This window comes from Novosphingobium album (ex Hu et al. 2023) (assembly GCF_022832385.1).
GTDB classification, from domain to species: Bacteria; Pseudomonadota; Alphaproteobacteria; order Sphingomonadales; family Sphingomonadaceae; genus Novosphingobium; species Novosphingobium album.
On record NZ_JALHLE010000021.1, the window covers coordinates 1 to 21,982 of the forward strand.

Genomic DNA, 21,982 nt, shown 5'->3' on the forward strand with positions numbered 1-21,982 from the left:
TTCGAATCGTTCCGGGCGCGCCAACAACTTCCGAGCAGTCTTTTGCAGGCTGTGACGAGGTGGAGATGGGCACATGCGCGCCCGTAGCTCAGCTGGATAGAGCATCAGACTACGAATCTGAGGGTCGGACGTTCGAATCGTTCCGGGCGCGCCAACAACTTCCGAGCAGTCTTTTGCAGGCTGTGACGAGGTGGAGATGGGCACATGCGCGCCCGTAGCTCAGCTGGATAGAGCATCAGACTACGAATCTGAGGGTCGGACGTTCGAATCGTTCCGGGCGCGCCACATCTCCCTGAACAAAAAAGCCCCGCCAATGCTGGCGGGGCTTTTTTGTTCAGGCCGCCAGCGCGGGTACTTCAGGCTTGGTTGGCGCGGGGCTCTCCGTGAACGCTAAAGCCGTGTGAAAGGCCGTGATACAGCTTCTCCCGGCAGACCAGCTTGCTGACGGCATCGGCGATAATGGCAGTGGCGAACAGCGGTAGGATCATGCCCCTGCTGGCGGTGGTTTCCATGAGAATAATAACGGCCGTAAGGGGGGCACGTACCACGCCAACGAAATAGCCCGTCATGCCCAGCAGGATCACCGCCCCCATGGGATCGTCCGGGAAGCAGTACGTCAGCAGTTGGCCCACGCCCGCTCCGACTGACAGCGAAGGTGCGAAAATGCCGCCTGGGGCGCCGGAAACGGCAGTGGCAGCCGTTACCAGCAATTTGGCCGGGCCAAACCACGCCGGGGTACTTTGGTGGCCTTCGACCATCTGCTTGGTCACTTCGTAGCCGGTGCCCCAGGTCGAACCGCCGCTCATGACACCGACGACGGCGACAATCATCCCGCAAATCAGCGCCAGCAGGATAGGCCGCTTGCGGAAACCGGAGAACCAGCTGTGCCCGCTGCGCGCGAAGGCCAGCAGCGTGCGCGAAAACAGTCCGCCGAGCACGCCGCCGAACACGCCTGCAACAGGGGCAATGATCACGACTGAACTGACGTTCAAGGTATCGCGCATTACGCCGAAATAGATGTAATCGCCCGAAAGACCGAGGCTGACGAGGCCCGAGATCACGACTGCACCCATGACGAGGACCGCGACGCGCTGTTCGAAAGCCGCCGCGAGTTCCTCAATGGCAAAGGCGACACCGGCAAGCGGTGTATTGAAAGCGGCCGCGACGCCCGCTGCGCCACCCGCAATGAGCACACCGGCGGTCATCGGTACGCGGAACAGGCGGTGGCACACGATCATGATCGCTGCGGCTACCTGGACGGTAGGACCTTCGCGCCCCACCGATCCGCCCGCAAGCAGCATGACGACCGTTAGCAGCAGCTTCGCAATTGCCGTCGGCATTGAAAGCAGTTTGGTGTAGGCAAGGTCCAGGTCCTTCCCGGCCGCCATGACCTGGGGAATGCCGGAACCGCGCGCATCCGGCGACCAGCGTTTGGTAATCCATACCACCGCCACGAATACCGCAGGGGTCAGCACCAGAGGAGCATACCGGTTCTGCGATTGGAATTCGTTGAAGATCCCTTGCGCCTTGTCACCCATCCAGGCGAACACGATCGCGATCAGGCCAAGCGAAATCGCTCCAATGGCCGTTGCGGCGCGGCGACGCGCCAGGGCAATGTCAAAGCCGGGAATGGCTTGGAAGACGGCTTGGATTCGCTCCCGGGAGGTCAAGGTGTGTCCGCTCGCTGCATTTTGGGGGTGATGCGCGCGGGAACGCGCAAGGCCAGTGCTGCCGCCCTATTGCGTCAACCCTGCCGCGAAGAGCAAGGTTTTTCCCTGAAAAATCTCAGCGCACGCGAAGTGCCCGCTCAGGCAGGGCAGTCTGAGGAAGTCTTTCAACGCGTAAGGGCCGGAACGACGGCTGTCGTTCCGGCCCTAAGATCATGCGTACCGGACGTTGAGCGGTGGACTTACTCGCTCGGGGCGTCCGTAGCAGCGGCCTCGCCAGAGGCGGACGCTGCCGCATCGTTGCTGGCCTGCGCAGCAGCGCTGGCGCCGGTCTGCTCGGCGAACGCGGCAGCGGTCATGCCGAGCGTCAGCGAGTCGTTGACGAGGCCGAGATAGGATTTCTTGAGAATGACCGACGTGCCGCTGCTGAGCAGCACGGTCACATCATCGCCCTCGATCTTGGAGATCGTGCCGAGCACAACGCCGTCGCTGCTCTTGATCGGCGCGTCGACGACCATGGCGGCGTCCTTGGCAGCATTGGTCTCGGCCTTGGCGCCGTTCACCGCGGTTTCGAGTTGAGCCTTGGTCATGCCGATGGTCAGGCCCTTCTCGCGCATGGCGAAAGAGCTGGCGGGCAGGCCAGCACGAGCGGCACCGGTGTTCACGGTTATCACACCGTTCTGCACGGATTCGACCGTGCCTACCTCGTTACCTTCGGGGCCGTAGACCTTGGCACCCACCGTCGGGGCGACGGCTGCGGCTGCGTCCTGTGCCGATGCGGCGACAGGGGCCAGGCTCGCAGCTGCAATCGCGGCGGCGATGAGGGATGTTTTCATGTTGTACTCCTCTTCGGTACGGGATCTGGGCGAGATCCCGGAACATGCCTCCCTGTGATGCGGGAGGACTCGAAAGGTGGCCCGGAACAAAGGGTCCGGACGGCGACCCGGCCCAGTGGACCGAGGGGCGTTCGCAGGCGTGATCCACACGCTGGATTGCGAACAGGCTGGTGCGACGATTACGCGCCCGTAACCGAATGGCTGCTGAACGGAGCCAGATCAACGATGAAATGACAGTTTTCCGCGCCGATTCGCTATTTTTTTGTGCAATGCGGCAAAAATTAGCGGATGCGAACGCGCCGGTAGCTCTCGTCATCAGGGTAGCGGCCGCCCGGATCGACCATGATCCCGAGCATGCCCTGCGACCAGTCCGCCGAATCCGGATATTGGCGGAACCAGTCGGTGACGACGAGGCGGCGGGCGATGCGCCATTCGTCATCGCGCTTTTCCAAGCGGTCGAGATAGCGCCCGGCGCCGATGACATCGGACTTTTCACCATCCGGGAGGTTCACGCGGTGGATGCCGTAGAAATAGCTTTCGGCATCGGCGGTGTCGCCGTCGAGCGTGATTAGCACATTGCTGATCATGTGCATGGTCTGGTCCATCGATCCCATGATCGGAAACGACCAGGAGATGAACTCTTCGGCATTGCCGACAAATCCCATGTGCTCGTCGATGCAGTCGGGCCAGTAGGCGGAGCGCACCATGTCGGCATCGAGCCGGTCAACCCCGCGCGAATAGCGGTAGAGGCATTCGCGGATCGCTTCGCGGTCGGCCAGTTCCTCAATGATCCGAGTCACCTTGGTGGTCATCAGGTATCTCCCTCGTGTGGTTCTAGTTCGGGCGAAGGCTCGGCGATGAAACCGGCGGGCGCAACCGCGCGAGGGCGTTCGCGCACCTGGAGGCAAACGGGAGTGCCTCGCGATATGACGTTTAGCGGGGGAACATCAGGCGGCATCGGGGCTTGATCATGCGAAGTGACTGATCCAGCAAGGCAAACGATGGAAGTCGACCAAAGCGAGGATGCCGGGCAGGGGAACCGGGCCGGAGAGCCGGTCTGGCGCTATGCCATGGCGCGGCGGGCATATCTTGCGATCGACGCGGCAGAGTACTTCGGCATCATTCGCGAAGCGATGGATCGGGCGGAGCAGCGCATTTTCCTGATCGGGTGGGATTTCGATTCTCGCATCCTGCTGCCCTCCGGGCGGCGCTGGTGGCAGCGTGGCCGGAAGAAGCGCTTTCCCGCCAGGCTGGGATCCTACATCCTGTGGCTGGTCAAGCGGAACCAGGCTCTCGAAGTGCTGCTGCTCAAGTGGAACTTCGCTTTGGTGAAGTACCTGTTCCGGGGAACCATGCTGTTCGATCTGGTGCGGTGGTTCCTCCGCAATCGGATCGATTTCAAGTTCGATTCGGCGCACCCGGTAGGATGCAGTCATCATCAGAAGATCGTGGTGATCGATGACGTGTTCGCGGCCTGCGGCGGCATCGACATGACCTCGGAACGCTGGGATACGCCGGAACACCTACCGCACGATCCCCGCCGGCGTCGCCCTTCGGGCAGAAACTACGGCCCCTGGCACGACATTACGATGGTCATGGATGGCGATGTTGCGATTGCGCTCGGGCAACTCGGTCGCGATCGCTGGCGCGCCGCCGGCGGTCACGTGATTCAACCTTGCGCACCCCAGGAAGCCAGCCCGTGGCCGGACGATCTTGAGCCGGAATTCGAGAATGTAGAGATTGGGATCGCGCGAACCAGCGCCAAATACGGGGCATCGCCGCAAATCTGCGAGATCGAACAACTGTTCGTCGAGCAGATCCGCAGGGCCCGGCACTTTGTTTACATTGAGACCCAGTATTTCGCATCGCGCGCAATCGCGGAAGTGATCTGCGAACGCCTGCTTGAGACCGATCCGCCGGAGATTCTGGTGATCAATCCGCTTTCAGCACAAGGCTGGCTGGAGCAGGTGGCAATGGATACGGCGCGCGTGGAACTGCTCGAAACGCTGCGTCATGCCGATGGAAATAAGCGCTTCAGTATCTACCATCCCGTAACCAGCGACGGCTCACCGATCTACGTCCACGCGAAGCTGATGATCATCGACGACGAGATACTGCGTGTGGGATCGGCGAACATGAATAACCGGTCAATGGGGCTCGACAGCGAATGCGACGTGTTCATCGACACGGCGCGGCCTGCCAATGCCCATGCCGGCCCGGCCATTTCCCGGCTGCGCCTGAAACTTCTGGCCGAGCATTGCGGCACCAGTGAGGAGACCGTGCACCGCGGAATTGACCGTTACGGTTCGATGGCCGGTATGATCAATTCCCTGTCTGTTTCCGGCAAACATCTGGAACCCTTACCCTTGAAACATCTGTCGGAAGCTGAAAGAGCGCTTGGCACAAGCGGTTTGCTCGATCCGGAACGCCCCGGCGAAATGTTCGAGCCAATCGAAAGGCGCGGGTTGTTCCGCAGGAAGGGGCAACTCATGCGTATGCGCCTGATGCAGAGATTAAAGAGGAGTACGAGGGGATGAGCAGCCTGGTTGGCCCCGATGAAGACAACCCGCTGGGCAAGCCGCCCGTACCGGAAGATGTGCAGGATGCGATCCGCACGCTGATTCGCTGGGCAGGTGATGATCCGACGCGCGAAGGCCTGATCGATACGCCCAAGCGCGTGGCGCGGGCCTGGCTGGAATATTGCCAGGGCTATCAGGAAGAACCGGCGATCCACCTCAGCCGCATCTTCGAGGAAGTGGGCGGCTACAACGAGGTTGTGCTGCTCAAGGACATTCCCTTCCAGTCGCACTGCGAACACCACATGGCGCCGATCATCGGCAAGGCCGCGATCGCCTATCTGCCACGCGATCACGTGGTGGGTATTTCCAAGCTCGCTCGCGTGCTCCACGGCTATGCCCGTCGCCTGCAGATCCAGGAGCGCCTGACTGCCGAAGTCGCGCAATGCATCTGGGACAACCTCAGGCCACATGGCGTCGCGGTGGTAATCGAGGCGAGCCATGCCTGCATGACGGCGCGCGGCGTGCGCACGCCCGGCGTCGGCATGATCACGAGCCGGATGATGGGCACGTTCCTCGAGGACGAGCGCTCACGCAAGGAAGTGCTCAGCCTGATGGGCTATTAAAGCCTGCGGACTTTGGCCGGAACCTTTGTATAAGTCTGCTCGTTCGTGGCGCCCCGGCTTGGGCTGTGGGTAGTGCCCGCAGCATCCGGAGCCGTTGAGTGCAGGGACCCTTCGTGCAGGACGCCGGCGCAACGCGATCCAGACTTGGCCGCGGATTGTCTTCATGGTTGCTGGCGCTGGTCCCCGCCGCCATGCTCCTCGCCCTGTTGTCGCGACGGGTCTGGGATGTCGACATCTTCTGGCAGCTCAAGCTGGGCGAACTCATTCTCGCACACCATGGCCCGATCGATACCGAGCCATTTTCCGCGCTGCATCTGGGCGAGCCGCTGACAACGGTATGCTGGCTGGGGCAGGCGATAATGGCGCAAGTCCGGCTTCTTGGTGGTTGGGGCCTGCTCAGGGTCTTCGATGCCCTGTGCTGGCTGGGTGGCCTCTGGGCTCCGGCAGCCGCCTGCCGCGTGCGGGGGGCTCGGCTGGATGCGGTGATGCTGGCGCTGCTGCTGGCGTTCTTCACTTCCTTTCATATCGCCAGCATTCGGCCACAGAGTTTCGCCGTTCTTTGTTTCGGCCTGCTGCTGGCACTGCGGCGGCTCGATCCCGGTGTGCTCAATACAGTCTTGCTGGGCACGCCGCTGCTTGTGCTCTGGCAAAACCTGCATCCCTCGGTGAGCGTGGGCGTGCTGGCCATGGGGGCGTCGTCCGTGCCTGGGTGGCTGGGCTGGCTGCGAGACCCGAAACATGCCGTGCCATGGGCGCCGACGCTGCTGGCCCTGATCGGCTGCGCGGCAATGTTCACCACCCCTGACGGGTTCGGGATTCTGGATATCTCTGCACGCAATGCGGAAGCCAGCATTGCGATCGGTGCCAGCGAGTGGCTGCCTTTGTGGATACCCGCCAACCGCATGACTGCGATCCCGGTCGTGACTGTGGCTGCGACGGCTTTTCTGCTGGTGTGGCGTCACCGCGAACGAACCGATGCCGGAGAACTGGCGGTCGCGCTTGCCGTGCTGATACTTACCGTCACAGCCTATCGCTTCGTGCTGTTCTGGGCAGCAGCGATGGTTCCGGTGATTGCCCGGACAGTTTCGGCACCACAGGCCCGGCCCGAGTGCAACGGTCTGCCACGGGGCGTAATTGCAGGCCATGTATTGCTGGTTGCGGTTCTGGCGCCAGTGGTTCTGCCAACCCGATTCATGCCCGGCATTCCGCTGGAGGCTCTCGCCAGTCTAAAACAGGAACGTGTGCGCGGCACGATCTACGGCGATTTTCCGTTCGGCGGGGCCATCATCGATGTGGGGTACCCGGCATGGCGCGTGGCTTATGACGGACGCTACTACCGTTATTCCAGCGAAGAGTGGAAATACAACGGCGGGATCGAGAACGGCTTCGTCCCGCTCGTTGACGTAGTGCGCAAGTGGCGTCCGGTAGCCTTCGTCCTCAACGCTCGACATAATGCCCCGCTCGCAAACGAGCTGACCCGCAACCGCAAGTGGCGGCGCATCTATGACCGCGAGGGGATAGTCGTTTACGTACGCAGAGGACTCAGGCCCCGCGCGTGACCGGTATCAGGGCGCCGGTTACCGAACGCCCGCTGTCCGAAGCGAGGAAGCCGATGACCTCGGCGATCGCGGCGGGCTGAACCCAGGTCGAGAAATCGGCGTCAGGCATGTCAGCGCGGTTGGTCGGCGTGTCGATGATGCTGGGAAGAATGGCGTTTACGGTGACACTCGATCCGGCAAGCTCCTCGGCCAGAGCCTCGGTCATGCGGTGCACGCCTGCCTTCGAGGCCGCGTAGGCACCCATGCCCATCCCGGCCTTGACGGCGCCGCCGGCACCCATGTTGACGATACGGCCAGCCGGGGATTTCTTCAGTTCAGGCAGGGCGAGCTGGGTGATCGTTGCCGCGGTCAACAGGTTCATGGCCTGCATCTTCGTCCATGTCGCGATCGATCCGCCTTCCAGCGTTTCCCACATGAAGCCGCCGGCGACATTGACCAGAATGTCGATCCCGCCGTGCGCAGCCACGACTTTGTCGAGTGCGGCTGCGGTAGCATCCGCATCGGCCAGGTCGACACCGCCGATATCGAGCGCGCCAGCCAGCGTAGTCTTCGCTTCCGGCGCAAAATCGAGACGCGTAACTTTGTCACCAGCGGCAGCGAAATGGCTCGCTACTGCCTGCCCAAGAACACCGAATCCACCGGTGACGATAACCGTACGTGCCATGAGAACTCCTCGCTTTGAGGCAAAGCTAACGGTGAGGGATCGCAGGGGCAAGCGAACGGCCGATGCCAACGCCCCGCCGATGTTGTGTGAAAAAAGAAAGGGCGGCCCTCCGCAAGGGGGGGCCGCCCTTTCCGCAAACAGGTCGGTTCGCTCAGAGCTGGCCGAGCATGTATTCTGCAGCACTAACTTCAAAAGTACCCGGCGCTTCGACGTTCAGTTTTTCGACAACGCCGTCTTTTACCACCATCGAGAAACGCTGACCGCGGCTGCCCATGCCGAAGCCCGAACCGTCCATGACGAGGTCTACCGCCTTGGCGAAATCGCCGTTGCCGTCCGCCAGCATGGTGACGTCGGAAGAGCCGGCGGCCTTGCCCCACGCGCCCATCACGAAAGCGTCATTGACGGCAGTGCAGACGATCTCATCAATGCCCTTCGCCTTCAGTTCACTGGCTTTCTCAACGAAACCCGGAAGATGCTTGGCCGAGCAGGTCGGGGTGAACGCTCCGGGCACCGAGAACAGGGCGACCGTCTTGCCGGCGAAGTAGTCGGCGGTCTGAACCGGCTCGGGGCCGCTTTCGCCAGCCTTCATCAGCTTGACGTCGGGCAGCTTGTCTCCAACGGCGATGGTCATGGGATGCATCCTTTCCTGCAAGTGAATCGCAACGCGCGCAGATATAGGGCGTGGACGGATTACGGCAACGCCCCGTCATGTTGAATTCCGTTTTGCGCTGCACCGTAACGATGGCGCCTTACAGCAAGTCTTGAAACCAGCAGTAGACACGACAGCCGGTGCTGTCTCCACCTCGGAGACAAAGTGTGCGGCCATGTTGGCGACAGGCTTCCGGCCAGCTCTGGCACATGCGCTGCGGGGCTGTGGTACAACGCCATTGCCGAAACGGGACCGTCGGGGCCGATTTGGCAGCAGTAGGGCAGCGGCACCTTCTCGTCATCATATAAAGATATCTTTATATTTGCTTCGCGCGGCCGTTATGGATAGGGAGCTTTCATTGCCGGTGCTCCGTTTTGCCTTGTCCGCGGGAAACGTGGCACCGTTCTTAAATTGACCCAGGAGTTCGCGCCCGTGGCCCACGCCAAGACCGCTGCACACGATTACGCCATAGCCGATATCTCGCTTGCCGAATTTGGCCGGGACGAGATCGCCATTGCCGAAACCGAAATGCCTGGCCTGATGGCCCTGCGCGAGGAATTCGGCGCGGCGCAGCCGCTCAAGGGCGCGCGCATCACCGGCTCGCTCCACATGACGATCCAGACCGCCGTGCTGATCGAGACGCTGGTCGCTCTGGGCGCCGAAGTGCGCTGGGCCACTTGCAACATCTTCTCGACGCAGGACCATGCCGCCGCAGCCATCGCTGCGCAGGGTATTCCCGTCTTCGCGGTGAAGGGCGAAAGCCTGGCCGAGTACTGGGACTATGTCGGCAACATCTTCGACTGGGGCGATAACCAGACTGCCAACATGATCCTCGATGACGGCGGTGACGCTACCATGTTCGCGCTGTGGGGCGCGCGCGTGGAAGCGGGCGAGGCACTGTTCGAGCCCTCGAACGCCGAGGAAATTGAATTCTGCCGCGCGCTCAAGGAATTCCTGAAGCGCAAGCCCGGTTACCTCACGATGTCGGTCGCGCACATCAAGGGCGTTTCGGAAGAAACGACGACCGGCGTGCACCGTCTTTACCAGATCGCCAAGGACGGCAAGCTGCCGTTCCCCGCGATCAACGTGAACGACTCTGTCACCAAGTCGAAGTTCGACAATCTCTATGGCTGCAAGGAATCGTTGGTCGACGCCATCCGTCGCGCCACCGACGTGATGCTGGCCGGCAAGGTGGCCTGCGTCGCTGGCTTCGGTGACGTAGGCAAGGGTTCGGCGGCTTCGCTGCGCAATGGCGGCGCCCGCGTGATGGTGACCGAGATCGATCCGATCTGCGCACTGCAAGCGGCGATGGAAGGCTACGAAGTCGTCACCATGGACGAAGCCGTGAAGCGTTGCGACATTTTCGTGACCGCCACTGGCAACGAAGCGGTGATCAGCGGCGACCACATGGCGCAGATGAAGGACAAGGCCATCGTCTGCAATATCGGCCACTTCGATTCCGAGATCCAGATTTCCGCGCTCGACAACTACGTGTGGAAGGAAATCAAGCCGGGCACCGACCTCGTCACCTTCCCGGACGGCAAGCAGATCATCGTGCTCGCCAAGGGCCGTCTGGTCAATCTGGGCTGTGCTACCGGCCACCCGAGCTTCGTGATGTCCGCCAGCTTCACCAACCAGACGCTGGCGCAGATCGAGCTGTTCACCAAGAACGGCGAATACGAGAACCGCGTCTACGTGCTGCCCAAGCACCTCGACGAGAAGGTGGCGGCGCTGCACCTCGAAAAGCTCGGCGTGAAGCTGTCCAAGCTTTCCGATAAGCAGGCTGCCTATATCGGAGTGCCGCAGGAAGGCCCGTTCAAGCCGGATCACTACCGCTATTGATCGCGTCCGTTACGGCTCATGCCCATGAGCCTGTTGTGAAAAAGGCCCGGAGCAGCATCGGCTTGCTCCGGGCTTTTTTGCAGACAGGTTCCGCAATATTTGTCCAGGCCGGCCGTATGGCACGGTGGATTGCGCGAAGTTCATGTCGACCGCCCATTGTCATGGCGCGCTGTCGGCACCATAGCCGGATTCAATGGACCTCGAACGTTTCCTGCCTTTGTTGATCGGATTGCTACTCGGCGCCTGGACGCTGGTCGCTGCATGGGCGGTGCTGGCGTCCCGAGCGCGCGAAAAGCGCACCGAAGGCCAGCTCCGCTCGGCGCGGCGTCTCGCCCGAATGGTCGAGGAATCGCCAGCCTTGCCGCTTCTGGTGCGCTCCGATGGGCGCATCGAGGCAAGCCCGCGTCTGGCGCAGTGGCTGGGGCTCGACGCCATGCCGCATTATCTTTCCGAGCTGGATGGCGGCGGGCGCGGGCTGCCGCGGGAAAAGCTCGATGAACTGACCGAGGCGGTGCGCCGCTGCCAGAAGACTGCGGCTCCGTTCCGCATGGTCATGACGCCCGAGGGATCGACGCGCAGCCTCGCATTGCGCGGCCATCTGGCCGACCCGCAGGTTTCTCCCGGCGGAGCGGCACTGGTGTGGATTTTCGATTTCAGCGATAGCGAAAGCGAACTCGCGCGCCTGCGTGAAGAGGCGGCGCGGGCGCAGGGAGACTTCCATGCGCTGGTATCGCTGATCGAGGCTGCGCCGATGCCCATGTGGTTCCGCAGACCTGATGGGGAAATCCAGCTGGTCAATTCGGCCTATGTCGCTGCCGTTGGCGCGGCGAGCGCCGAGGCGGTTGTCGCGGGCGGTGTGGAATTGATCGAAACGGTTGATGGCGTGACTCCAGCCCAGGTCGCGCAGCAGGCGGTGGAAAACGGAGCCCCGGTCGAGCGTGTTGTCCACACGACCATCGGCGGACAGCGCCGCGCGCTTCGTGTCAGCGATTTACCGCTGGGTGAGGACGGCATTGCCGGCTACGCAGTGGACATCGAGGACATGGAGGAAATGTCCCGCTCGTTCCGGGCTTTCCGTGAAGCACAGCGAGCCATGCTCGACCAGTTGTCTGCCGGGGTGGCGCAATTCGATGCGAAGCGCCGTCTCACCTTTGCGAACCAGCCTTTCCAGAGGCTTTTCAGCCTGTCGGCGCGGTCGATGCAGGATCCTCCTGCGTTCGAACGGTTCCTTGATGCGGCGCGCGTGGCAGGCCGTGTGCCTGAAGTGCGCGACTTCCCCGCCTGGCGCCGTGAACGCGCAGCCTGGTTTGCAGCAGGCGATACGCATGAGGAAGCCTGGTCGCTGGCCGACGGTACGCATCTGCGCATCGTTGCTCAGCCGATGCCAGACGGCAGCCTGCTGATGATCGTCGAGGACCGGACCGAGCAGTTGCGGCTATCCGCTGTCCGCGACACGCTGCTCCGTACGCGCACGGCGACGTTCGACAGCCTGTTCGAATCGATCGCCGTTTTCGCGCCCGACGGACGAATGCAGCTCTGGAATCGCCGTTTTGCCGCCGACTGGGGGCTCGACAGCGATTTCCTCGACACCCACCCGCACATGGAGGCTCTGCTCAAGAAGATCGCCTCGAGGCTGAAGCGACCGGTAGAAGCCGAAACGGTGGGGACGGTGGTGCGCGCCGCCACGCTCGACCGCACCCAGAAGGGCGGCCGTATCGCGCTGGCCGACGGGCGGATGCTGGAGTTCGCCGGGGTGCCACTGCCCGACGGCAACGGGCTGCTGGCCGTCCTCGACATCACCGACTCGCAAAAGGTTGAGGATGCACTGCGCGAAAGCAACGCCGCGCTGATCGAGGCCGACGCGATCAAGACCAGGTTCCTGGCGCACATGAGCTATGAACTGCGCAATCCGCTGAATTCGATCGGTGGCTTCGCGGAAATGCTCGAACATGGTCTGGGCGGCGAACTGACTGAGCCCGGCAAGGACTATGTCGCTTCGATCCTGCAGGCTTCCGGGCAACTGGGCGAGCACATAGACAGCCTGCTCGACCTTTCGCAGAGCGAGGCGGGAATGCTGCCGCTCAAGCGCGAGGACATCGAGGTCATGCCGTTCCTGCGCGGGATCGCCGAGGAACGCGCGGCGCGGCTCGAAAAGGAAGGGCTGGTCCTCGATTTGCGTGCCAGCGGGCTGATGCGTCCGCTGTCGGCCGACCGGCGCCGTCTGGCGCGTGCGATTGGCCATCTGCTCGACAATGCCATTACAGCCAGTCCGCGTGGTGGCCGCATCGTCCTGCAAGCCTCGCGCCGCAAGGCGGGTAACGAGGACTTGGTGCAGATCCTCGTGCAGGACAAAGGCCAGGGCATGGACAGCCGCAGCCTTGCCCGTGCGCTGGAAGGCATGAAGGTAAGCCCGGACGGAAAACGCGTGGAACGACGGCAGGGACTCGGTCTGCCGCTTGCCCGTCAGCTGGTCGAGGCGCACGGGGGGACGCTGAAGCTCGTCTCCGAACCCGGACAGGGCACCAGCGTGACCGTTGAACTGCCGTGAAGGTTTCGCTTCCAGATCTTGCCGCGATGAAGCGTTTCGGGCGTGAGATCGCCGAAGCGCTCAGGCCCGGTGATGTCGTTGCACTGACCGGGGGGCTTGGCGCGGGCAAGACGACGATCGCGCGCGCCATCATCGCCGGGCTCGGTCATCAGGGCGAAGTGCCTTCGCCGAGCTTCGCGATCGTCGAGCTCTACGAACCGCCGTCAGTTCGGCTGCCGCTGGTTCATGCCGATTTCTACCGCCTGTCCCGGCCCGAGGAGGCCGAGGAGATCGGTCTCGACGATTATCGCGAAGGGGCAGCGCTGATCGCCGAGTGGCCCGATCATGCGGGCGGCTTCGCGCATGAGCCTGGATGCCTTTCGATCTCACTGGAAGTTCTGGATGACGGTCGCATGGCCATTGTCGAGGGTGGGGACGATTGGCTAGGGCGAATGCCGCAATGACAACGATTCCATCCAACCTTCCCGCCGATCTCGATGCTTTCCTTGCCCATGCGGGCTGGGAAGGTGCTGTGGTGGAGGCACTGCCCGGCGATGCGTCCTTCCGCCGCTATTTTCGTATTCGCAGGCCAACCGGCGAAACCGCCATGCTGATGGACGCACCGCCGCCCAACGAGGACCCCGGACCGTTCCTGCGCGCGGCACACTGGCTGGACGCCAACGGCATGCGAGCACCCCGCATCTTCGCCGAGGACGCGGCACGCGGATTGGTGCTGCTGGAAGACTTCGGCACCGCGCGAATGCGCGACTATCTTGACCAGTGGCCGGACGATGAAGAGGTGATCTACAAAGGTGCGGTGAACGCGCTCGTGCAGTTACACGACTTGCCGCCCGGTCCATTCCTGGATTACTCGATGAGCGAGTACCAGCGCGAGGCGCGCCTGTTCATTGACTGGTATTGCACTGCGCAAAATCTCTATGTCGATGTGAACGGCTTTACGGCGGCTTGGGAAGCGGTGCTGCGCGACCTGCTTCCGCGCCAGCGCCCCGGCGTCACAGTGCTGCGCGATTACCACGCAGAGAATATCATGCTGCTGGGCGCGCTGGAGACGCAAGGGCTGCTCGATTTCCAGGATGCGTTGGTGGGGCACCCGGCCTACGATCTGGTGTCGCTGCTACAGGACGCACGGCGCGATGTGTCTCCCGAGCTCGAAGAGCGCATGATAGAGCACTATGTGCGCGCGTCGCTGGCGGAACCGGAGCTGTTCTCCGCTGACTATGCGCGGCTCGGCGCACAGCGGAACACCAAGATCATCGGTATCTTCGTGAGGTTGTGGCGCCGGGACGGCAAGCCTCGCTATCTGGAACTGATCCCGCGCGTCTGGGCGCTGCTGGAGAGGGATCTGACGCATCCGGCGCTCGCGCCGGTGGCGGCGTGGTTCGATGCCAACATTCCTGCGGAATTGCGCGCGGTTAATGGAGGGGCATTCGAGCAATGACCGGAAAGCCCCTCGCCAGTGATACCGCGATGATCCTTGCCGCAGGCCTGGGCAAGCGTATGCGCCCGCTCACCGCGGCCCAGCCCAAGCCGCTGGTGCGCGTGGCCGGCAAGTCGATGATAGACCACGCGCTGGACAAGCTGGAAAGCGCGGGCGTTGCTCACGCGGTGGTGAACGTCCATTATCTGGCCGATGCGCTGGAAGGCCATTGCACGGTTCGCAGCCGTTTGCCTGACATCCGGATTTCGGACGAGCGTGACCAATTGCTCGAAACCGGCGGCGGTATGGTCAAGGCCGCACCGATGCTGCCCGATCCGTTTTTCTGCCTCAACAGCGACAACATCTGGCTGGATGGGCCGAACGATGTGTTCAAGGAGCTGTCACAGGCCTGGGACCCGGAGCGGATGGATGCGCTGCTGCTTCTCGTTCCGCACCCGCGGGCGATGAACTACCGGGGAGAGGGGGATTTCCACCTCGATCCCCAAGGCCGCGTGGCGCGGCGCAAGCGCGGATACGTCGCACCGTTCATCTTTACAGGTATCCAGATCGTGTCGCACCGCCTGCTGCGCGATGCACCGGAAGGGCCGTTCTCAACGAACGTCCTGTGGAACCGCGCGATCGAGGAAGGCCGCCTTTACGGCGTTTCGCATATGGGCTTGTGGTTCGAAGTCGGCACGCCCGGCGCAATCAAGCCGACCGAAGAATGGATGACCCGTGCCTGAGAGGGCGGGGCCCAAGGTTTATTCCATCGCTGCTCATCGTGGTTTTGCCGATGCCCTGGTGGCAGGGCTCGTCCCGCGCTACGCCGAACCCGATCTGGGACTGGCCCGGCTGACCCTTCTGCTGCCAAGCCGCCGTACGGTGCGCACTGTTACCGAGGCTTTCGTGCGGCATTCCGGTCAGGGCCTGCTGCTGCCGCGCATGGCCGTTGTCGGCGATCTCGATCTGGACGAGACACTGGGGCCGCTGCTTGATCCGCTGGGCGCGGCTGATATTCCACCTGCCGCCGATTCCACACGCCGCTGGCTGCGCCTTGCGCACTATCTGCGCGAAGTGGAAGGCGACAAGGCCGGGAAGGGCGCGGCCCTGTTGCGCCGCGCGTGGGAAATCGGGCGCACCATGGACCGGTTGCTGGTCGAGGGCATCGCGCCGATCGATCTGATGTCGGAAAAGGTGATCGGCCTGGTCGGTGATCTCGCCGGTCACTGGAGCGACAACACCCGCACGTTCCTGATGGTGCAGCAATACTGGATTGCGGAACTCGCCGAACGCGACCAGATCGATGCGCCGGAGCGCCGCAACCGTTTGTTCGAACACGCCGCGCGGCGCTGGCGCGAGGAGCCGCCGCCGCACCCGGTCGTCGCAGCGGGAGTCACCAGCGCCTCGCCCGCGCTGGCGAAATTGCTGCGCGTGGTGAGCGAGCTGGACCGCGGCAGCGTGATCCTGCCCGATCTCGATCTGGCCCTGGCGCCCGAGGTTTGGGAAGAACTCGGCACAGCCGGGGCGCCCGCCGAAAAGGACGATCCGCCGTTCGGCCGCCACGATGCAGTGACGCATCCGCAATATCACATCAAGCTGCTGCTCAACCGCATGGGCATCGCCCGCGCGGAAGTGCAGCCCTGGCACCGCTCGGGCCTCTCCGCCGCGCCGCCGGTGCGCAGCAAGGTGATTTCCAACCTGTTCCTGCCGCCGCGCGCCTCGGCCGCGTGGGCGGACCTGAAGCCCGAGCACCGCCGCCTGCCGGGGGTGCGGCTGATGGAAAGCACCCATCCGGGCGAGGAGGCGCAGGCGATTGCCGTGCTGATCCGCGAGGCGCTGGAAGTGCCGGAACGGCGCGTCGCGCTGATCTCGCCCGACCGGGGACTGGCCGCGCGGGTGGTGGCGCACCTGCGGCGCTGGGGCATCGAAGCGGACGACACGGCGGGCCGCCCTCTGCCGCAGATGGCCGCCGGGCGCGTGCTTTTGCTGCTGGCCGAAGTGCTGGCGGATCAGGCCGCGCCAGTGCCGCTGATCGCGCTGCTGGCCCATCCGCTGGCAGGCGGCGGGGAAGGGCGTGCGCGGTGGCTGGAGAATGCGCGCAAGCTGGACCTCGCCTTGCGCGGCCCGCGCCCGGCGGCCGGTCTGGAGCCGCTTGCTGGGATCGCCGCAGAGCACAAGCTCGGCGAATGGTGGTGCACGGTGGAGGCGGTCCTGTCGCCCCTGTTTGCGTTCGGAGAAAGCGAGCCTTTCACCCGCCTGCTTGGCGCGCTGGCCGATGCGGCGGAGGCCCTGTGCGGCGAGGCGGTCTGGGCCGGGCCCGATGGCCGCGCGCTGGGCGCTTTTGTCGAGGAGTTGCGCGAAGCGGCGGATGCCGCCGGAACCCTGCTCGATCCGCGCGAACTGCATGCGGTCCTGCGCGATGCGATGGACCGCGTATCGGTGCGCCCGCCATGGGGCGGGCATCCGCGCGTGGCGATCTACGGCCTGCTTGAAGCGCGGATGAGCCGCGCCGACCTCGTGATCTGCGGGGGGCTGGCCGAAGGCGTCTGGCCGGCCTCGCCTGCACAGGATTCGCTGCTGCCGCCCGCCGTGCTGCGCGCGCTCGGCGTGCCCGGCGCCGATTTTCGGATCGGCCTTGCCGCGCATGACCTTGCCGCCGCACTGGGCGCGCCCGAAGTGGTGCTGAGCTGGGCGCAGCGCGACGAGGGCGGACCGGTTATCCCCTCGCGCTTCGTGCTGCGTGTGCAGGCAATGCTGGGCGATCAGGCCGGGCGTCATGACGAAAAGGAAGCGCTTCGGCTGGCCCGGCTGCTCGACGATGCTGCGCGCATTCCGCCGCATCCACGCCCCCAGCCGATGCCGTCTGCAGAAGAGCGCAAGGTGGATGTCTCCGCCACCGGGCTCGACCGGCTGCGCGGCGATCCCTACCAGTTCTATGCCAGCGCCATTCTTGGCCTGCGCAGCCTCGACCCGCTCGATGCTGAGCCCAGCGCGGCGTGGAAGGGCGAAGTCGCCCACCTCATCATGCAGCGCTGGCATGAGGCGGGCGAGCCGCCGGGCGGCCTCCACGCCATCGCGCAGCAGGTTCTGACCGAAGCGAACGCCCACCCGCTGATGCGCGTGCTGTGGTGGCCGCGCCTCGCCGCTGCGCTGGAGACCTTCGAGCGCATGATCCTGGGTGCCAAGGCCGAAGGACGCGAAGTGCTCGGCGTGGAGCAATGGGGCGACATGCGCTACCGCGACGTGCGCATCCATGGCCGCGCCGACCGCCTCGACCGCAAGGCCGACGGCACGCTGGCGGTGGTCGACTACAAGACTGGCCAGCCGCCCTCCGGCAAGCGCGTGGAGGAAGGTTTCGCGCTGCAACTGGGGCTGATCGGCCTGATCGCCGAGGCGAATGGCTTCAAGGGTATCGAGGGAGACGTCACCGGCTTTGAATACTGGTCCATGGCCAAGGCCAAGGACGGCACGATGGGCTATCAGTTCGAGCCGGTGCAGGAAGGCCGCAAGAAATCCGGCCTTCCGCGCGACGAATTCCTTCCGGCGAGCGAATTCTTCCTGAACGATGCGCTGGACCGGTGGATTCTGGGCACCGAGCCCTTCACCGCGCGGCTGAATCCCGAACTCGGCAGCTATGCCGACTACGACCAGCTCATGCGCCTTGATGAGTGGTTGACGACTCTGGGCGACACCGGCGCGGAGGACACGGCATGAGCGGCGCGGCCACTGTCCACCCGCTGCATGGGAACCAGCGTCTTGCCGTCGATCCGCGCGAGACAGTGTGGCTCTCGGCCTCGGCGGGCACCGGCAAGACGCAGGTGCTCTCCTCGCGCGTGCTGCGCCTTCTGCTGCAGCCGGGGGTGGAGCCCTCGCAGATCCTGTGCCTCACCTTTACCAAGGCGGGTGCCACCGAAATGGCCGCGCGCATCAACGGCACGCTGGCCGAATGGGTGCGGCTGAGCGATACGGACTTGTTCGTGCGGCTTGAAGCCATCGGTGCCCCCGCCGATCCCGGTACACTGGCCCATGCGCGCACGCTGTTTGCCGCCGTGCTCGATTGCCCTGGCGGCGGGCTTCGGATCGATACCATCCACGCCTTCTCGCAATGGCTGCTGGCAACATTCCCGCAGGAAGCGGACCTGATCCCCGGCAGCCGCCCGATGGAAGACCGCGAACGCGTGCTGCTGGCGCGGCAGGTGCTGGCGGACCTGCTGGTCCATGCGGAAAGCGATCCGCTGGGCGATCCGCAATTGCTGCGTGCCGTGGAGGATCTGTCGCTGCGGCATGGCCCTGATGCGGTGGAAGGCTACCTGCTGCGCTGCGCCTCGGCGCGCGAGGCATGGATCGGGCCCGGAAGCTGGCAGGCGAGCGACATGCGCCTCAACGTGCTGCGCCTGCTGGGTCTGCCCAGCGATGCCGGCGCGGACTGGCTCGCGGCGATGTGCGGGGATGAGGCGTTCGATACCCGCTCGCTGCGCCGCTGCATGGAAGTGAACCATGAATGGGGCACCAAGACCGGGCTTGGCGCGGTCGATGCCATCAGCGAATGGCTGCTGGGTGATCCGGTGCAGCGTCTGGAAGGCATCGCCGCGCTGGCGAGCGTGTTCCTGACGCAAAAGGGAGAACCGAAAGCCAGTACTTCGCAGACCAAGCTCGATCCCGCCTATCCCGACTATGCTGCCCGCGTCGTCGAATGCATCGCCCGTGTGCGGGCCGCCGCCGCGCTGCTGGCGCTGGCTGAGCGTCTGGTTCCGGCACTGCGTCTGGGCCGGGCCTTTGCCCTCGCGTGGGACGAAGCCAAGCAACGCGAGGGGCTGATCGATTTCGACGACCAGATCCGCCGCGCCGCCGATCTGCTTGGCAGGAAGGATCAGGCCGACTGGATCCGCTACAAGCTGGACCGCCGTTTCGACCATATCCTGGTCGACGAGGCGCAGGACACCAACGCGGCGCAGTGGGACATCATCTTCGCCATGGCGGAGGAGTTCTGGGCAGGCCTCGGCCAGCGCGGCGATGTGATGCGCACGCTCTTCGTGGTTGGCGATTACAAGCAGGCGATCTTCCGCTTTCAGGGCACCAGCCCGGAAAACTTCCGCCGCGCCGCCGACCGGGTGCGCCGCGAAATGCTCATGGCGGCGGAGAATGCCGAAATGCTGCGCAGCAACGATCGCGCGGGCAAGCTGATCGAGCTGGGGCTGGACCGCAGCTTCCGCACCGCGCAGCACGTGCTCGATTTCGTTGACCGCGCGATTGCCGGGATTGGTCCGGCCAGCTTTGGCCTCGACCATGCGCCCGAGCGGCACGAGGGACAGGATCGTCCCGGTTATGTCGGCCTTTGGCAACCGGTCAGCGAAACCGCGCAGGACGCCGAAGAGGACGAGGATCAGGAAGAGGGCACGGCCCAGACCTGGCTCTCGCGTCCCGACCGGCGCATGGCGGACAATATCGCGCGGCAGGTCAGGGCCTGGCTCGATCCGCTCGGGCCGGGATTTACGCTGGTCAAAGGCAAGCCGCGCCGGGCCACGGCGGGCGACGTCATGGTACTGGTGCGCCAGCGCAAGGAACTGGCCGGGCTGATCGTGGCGCGGCTTCATGCGGCGGGCGTGCCGGTGGCGGGCGTCGACCGCCTGCGTCTGGGCGCGCCCTTGGCGGTGAAGGATCTGGTGGCCGCGCTGCGCTTTGCGGTGCAGCCGCTCGACGATCTCAATCTTGCCAGCCTGCTGGTCTCGCCGCTGATCGGGTGGAGCCAGGAGCAGTTGCTGCAGCATGGCTACCGCCCGAAACACACCCGCTTGTGGGATCACTTGCGCCGCTCGCGCGAGGGCGATGTGGCGGCCGCGATGCAGCAACTGGGCGACCTGCTGGCGCTGGCCGACTACGAGCCGCCGCAGGAATTGCTGCACTGGCTGCTGGTGGGGCCGTGGCAGGGACGGCGCAGGCTGGTCGCCCGGCTCGGCACCGAGGCGAACGATCCGATCGACGAACTGATCAATGCCGCCAAGGCCTATGTCGCCACCGATACGCCCAGCCTTGCCGGGTTCCTCGCCTGGTTCGATGCGGGCGACGGCGAACTGAAGCGCGAGGCCGACAATGCCGCAGGGCTCGTCCGGGTGATGACGGTGCACGGCTCCAAGGGCCTGCAGGCGCCGATCGTCATCCTGGCCGATGCCACGGGCAATCCCGAAAGCGCGCGTGAGCGCGGGCTCGACCTGCCCGATCCGGCCAACGAGACCCGCGCGATCCCGCTGCCGCCGCTCTCGAAGGAGGAAAAGCAGGGGCGGATTGCCGAACAGATAGAAGCAAACCGTCAGGGCGACGAGGAAGAGCACTGGCGCCTGCTCTATGTCGCCATGACCCGCGCCGAGGAAGCGCTGTTCGTGGGCGGTGCGCTTAGCCGCCGCGACAAGGACGGACCGCCGCCCAAGAGCTGGTACGCGCGCCTGCGCGAACTGTTCCCGCCCGAAGCGGAGATCGAGGATGCCATCTGGGGCACGCGCTGCGAACATGGTTCGCTGCCTGCTTCCGTCGCGGCCGAGACCGGCGCGCCCGAATTGCCGCTTGGTGAGCCGCTGCCTTCGTGGCTTCGGCGTGGTCCGCCCGCCGAACCGCGCCCGCCGCGTCCGCTGGCGCCATCAGCGCTGGGTGAGGACGATGCGCCCGATCCGCCATTCCCGCCCGGTGCAGGCCGGGAAGCGGCCCGGCGCGGCACGCTGGTGCACAAGCTGCTGGAACGTCTTCCCGAAGTCCCTGCGGACAGCCGTGCCGAGAGCGGCAAGGCATGGCTGGCGCGCAATGCCGCAGATCTGGCCGAAGCCGCGCGCGAGGCGCTGCTGGAAACGGCGATGGACGTGCTGACCAATCCCGACTGGGCTGATCTGTTCGAGCCGGGAAGCCTCGCCGAAGTGCCGGTAGCCGCCGTCGTCGGCGGTCAGGTCGTGGCGGGAACGATCGACCGGCTTGTCGTAGAGCCCGGCCGTGTGCGGCTGATCGACTACAAGACCGCCCGCCGTCCTCCCGAAACGCTCGATCAGGTACCGCGCGGGGTGCTGCGGCAGATGGGAGCCTATGCCGCTGCCCTCGAAACCACCTTTCCGGCGCGCACGGTGGAAGTGGCGCTCCTCTACACTACCGCGCCACGCCTGATCACGGTTCCGGCAGATGTGCTGGCCGCACACAAGCCGGATTTGGCCCCCGGTGAGTAAAGCTTTCGCGCTCAGCCGTTGCGCCGGGCGGTTTCGTCTCTAGATTGCAACCAACGCGATATCCTCAGGAGTCTCTCAATGCCCACCATTGCCGTCACCGATGCCAACTTCGAGGAGGAAGTTCTCAAGTCCGACAAGCCCGTGCTCGTCGATTTCTGGGCGGACTGGTGCGGCCCGTGCAAGATGATCGGCCCGGCTCTGGAGGAAATCTCCGAGGAACTGGCCGAGCAGGTGACCATCGCCAAGATGGATATCATGGCCAACAGTGACACGCCGATGCAGTTCGGCGTGAAGTCGATCCCCTACCTCGTGCTGTTCAAGAACGGCGAGAAGGTGGCCGACAAGCTCGGAGCGGCTCCCAAGAACGCCCTCAAGGGCTGGATCGAAGGTTCGCTCTGACAGCCTGAATTCATGCGGCCATCCCGGCCGTTAAGAGCCCCTCCCGCCACATGGCGG

Annotated in this window: 16 protein-coding genes and 2 tRNA genes; 13 read left to right on the forward strand and 5 right to left on the reverse strand. The window is 64.5% G+C overall.

Going from position 1 to position 21,982, the window contains the following annotated elements; translation table 11 throughout:
- Positions 1-77: 77 nt before the first annotated feature.
- Together MTR64_RS13745 and MTR64_RS13750 are read left to right on the forward strand one after the other, a co-directional pair.
- Positions 78-154 (forward strand) — tRNA-Arg (locus MTR64_RS13745).
- Positions 155-208: 54 nt separating this feature from the next.
- A tRNA-Arg gene (locus MTR64_RS13750) sits at positions 209-285 on the forward strand.
- 71 nt (positions 286-356) lie between these two features.
- Here the strand turns inward: MTR64_RS13750 and MTR64_RS13755 are convergent.
- The 3 genes from MTR64_RS13755 to MTR64_RS13765 form a co-directional block, all read right to left on the reverse strand.
- Complete coding sequence (locus MTR64_RS13755) at positions 357-1,670, reverse strand: chloride channel protein (protein WP_243994656.1); 1,314 nt, start codon at positions 1,668-1,670, stop codon at positions 357-359.
- Between the two features lie 239 nt (positions 1,671-1,909).
- Complete coding sequence (locus tag MTR64_RS13760) at positions 1,910-2,503, reverse strand: hypothetical protein (RefSeq protein ID WP_243994657.1); 594 nt, start codon at positions 2,501-2,503, stop codon at positions 1,910-1,912.
- 281 nt (positions 2,504-2,784) lie between these two features.
- Positions 2,785-3,315: a nuclear transport factor 2 family protein gene (locus MTR64_RS13765; protein WP_243994658.1), complete on the reverse strand. Its 531-nt coding sequence runs from the start codon at positions 3,313-3,315 to the stop codon at positions 2,785-2,787.
- Positions 3,316-3,504: 189 nt separating this feature from the next.
- On the opposite strand from MTR64_RS13765, the gene MTR64_RS13770 reads away from it, so the two are divergent.
- From MTR64_RS13770 to MTR64_RS13780, 3 genes are all read left to right on the forward strand, one after another.
- A complete protein-coding gene (locus MTR64_RS13770; RefSeq protein WP_243994659.1) occupies positions 3,505-5,040 on the forward strand; it encodes a phospholipase D-like domain-containing protein in 1,536 nt (511 codons plus the stop codon).
- Positions 5,037-5,645, forward strand: coding sequence for a GTP cyclohydrolase I FolE (folE, locus tag MTR64_RS13775; RefSeq protein WP_243994660.1), 609 nt, complete (start codon positions 5,037-5,039; stop codon positions 5,643-5,645). The genes MTR64_RS13770 and folE overlap by 4 nt, the downstream gene beginning before the upstream one ends.
- A 98-nt stretch (positions 5,646-5,743) precedes the next feature.
- Complete coding sequence (locus tag MTR64_RS13780) at positions 5,744-7,204, forward strand: hypothetical protein (RefSeq protein WP_243994661.1); 1,461 nt, start codon at positions 5,744-5,746, stop codon at positions 7,202-7,204.
- Here MTR64_RS13780 and MTR64_RS13785 read toward each other — a convergent pair.
- Positions 7,188-7,868 (reverse strand): SDR family NAD(P)-dependent oxidoreductase, encoded by a 681-nt coding sequence (locus MTR64_RS13785; RefSeq protein ID WP_243994662.1) that lies wholly within the window; start codon positions 7,866-7,868, stop codon positions 7,188-7,190. The genes MTR64_RS13780 and MTR64_RS13785 overlap by 17 nt on opposite strands.
- A 151-nt stretch (positions 7,869-8,019) precedes the next feature.
- On the reverse strand, positions 8,020-8,499 hold the full coding sequence (locus MTR64_RS13790; protein ID WP_243994663.1) for a peroxiredoxin: 480 nt from the start codon (positions 8,497-8,499) through the stop codon (positions 8,020-8,022).
- A 429-nt stretch (positions 8,500-8,928) separates the two neighbouring features.
- Here MTR64_RS13790 and ahcY point away from each other — a divergent pair, with 429 nt between their 5' ends.
- From ahcY to trxA, 8 genes are all read left to right on the forward strand, one after another.
- Positions 8,929-10,359, forward strand: coding sequence for an adenosylhomocysteinase (gene ahcY, locus MTR64_RS13795; protein ID WP_243994664.1), 1,431 nt, complete (start codon positions 8,929-8,931; stop codon positions 10,357-10,359).
- Between the two features lie 193 nt (positions 10,360-10,552).
- A complete protein-coding gene (locus MTR64_RS13800) occupies positions 10,553-12,907 on the forward strand; it encodes a sensor histidine kinase (protein WP_243994665.1) in 2,355 nt (784 codons plus the stop codon).
- A complete protein-coding gene (tsaE, locus tag MTR64_RS13805) occupies positions 12,904-13,350 on the forward strand; it encodes a tRNA (adenosine(37)-N6)-threonylcarbamoyltransferase complex ATPase subunit type 1 TsaE (RefSeq protein ID WP_243994666.1) in 447 nt (148 codons plus the stop codon). The genes MTR64_RS13800 and tsaE overlap by 4 nt, the downstream gene beginning before the upstream one ends.
- On the forward strand, positions 13,347-14,345 hold the full coding sequence (locus tag MTR64_RS13810) for an aminoglycoside phosphotransferase family protein (protein WP_243994667.1): 999 nt from the start codon (positions 13,347-13,349) through the stop codon (positions 14,343-14,345). Before tsaE ends, MTR64_RS13810 begins: the two co-directional genes overlap by 4 nt.
- On the forward strand, positions 14,342-15,067 hold the full coding sequence (locus tag MTR64_RS13815; protein ID WP_243994668.1) for a nucleotidyltransferase family protein: 726 nt from the start codon (positions 14,342-14,344) through the stop codon (positions 15,065-15,067). Before MTR64_RS13810 ends, MTR64_RS13815 begins: the two co-directional genes overlap by 4 nt.
- A complete protein-coding gene (locus MTR64_RS13820) occupies positions 15,060-18,038 on the forward strand; it encodes a PD-(D/E)XK nuclease family protein (RefSeq protein ID WP_243994669.1) in 2,979 nt (992 codons plus the stop codon). Before MTR64_RS13815 ends, MTR64_RS13820 begins: the two co-directional genes overlap by 8 nt.
- Positions 18,035-21,526 (forward strand): double-strand break repair helicase AddA, encoded by a 3,492-nt coding sequence (gene addA, locus MTR64_RS13825; protein ID WP_243994670.1) that lies wholly within the window; start codon positions 18,035-18,037, stop codon positions 21,524-21,526. The genes MTR64_RS13820 and addA overlap by 4 nt, the downstream gene beginning before the upstream one ends.
- Before the next feature lie 78 nt (positions 21,527-21,604).
- Positions 21,605-21,925: a thioredoxin gene (gene trxA, locus MTR64_RS13830; RefSeq protein ID WP_243994671.1), complete on the forward strand. Its 321-nt coding sequence runs from the start codon at positions 21,605-21,607 to the stop codon at positions 21,923-21,925.
- The last annotated feature ends 57 nt before the right edge of the window (positions 21,926-21,982 follow it).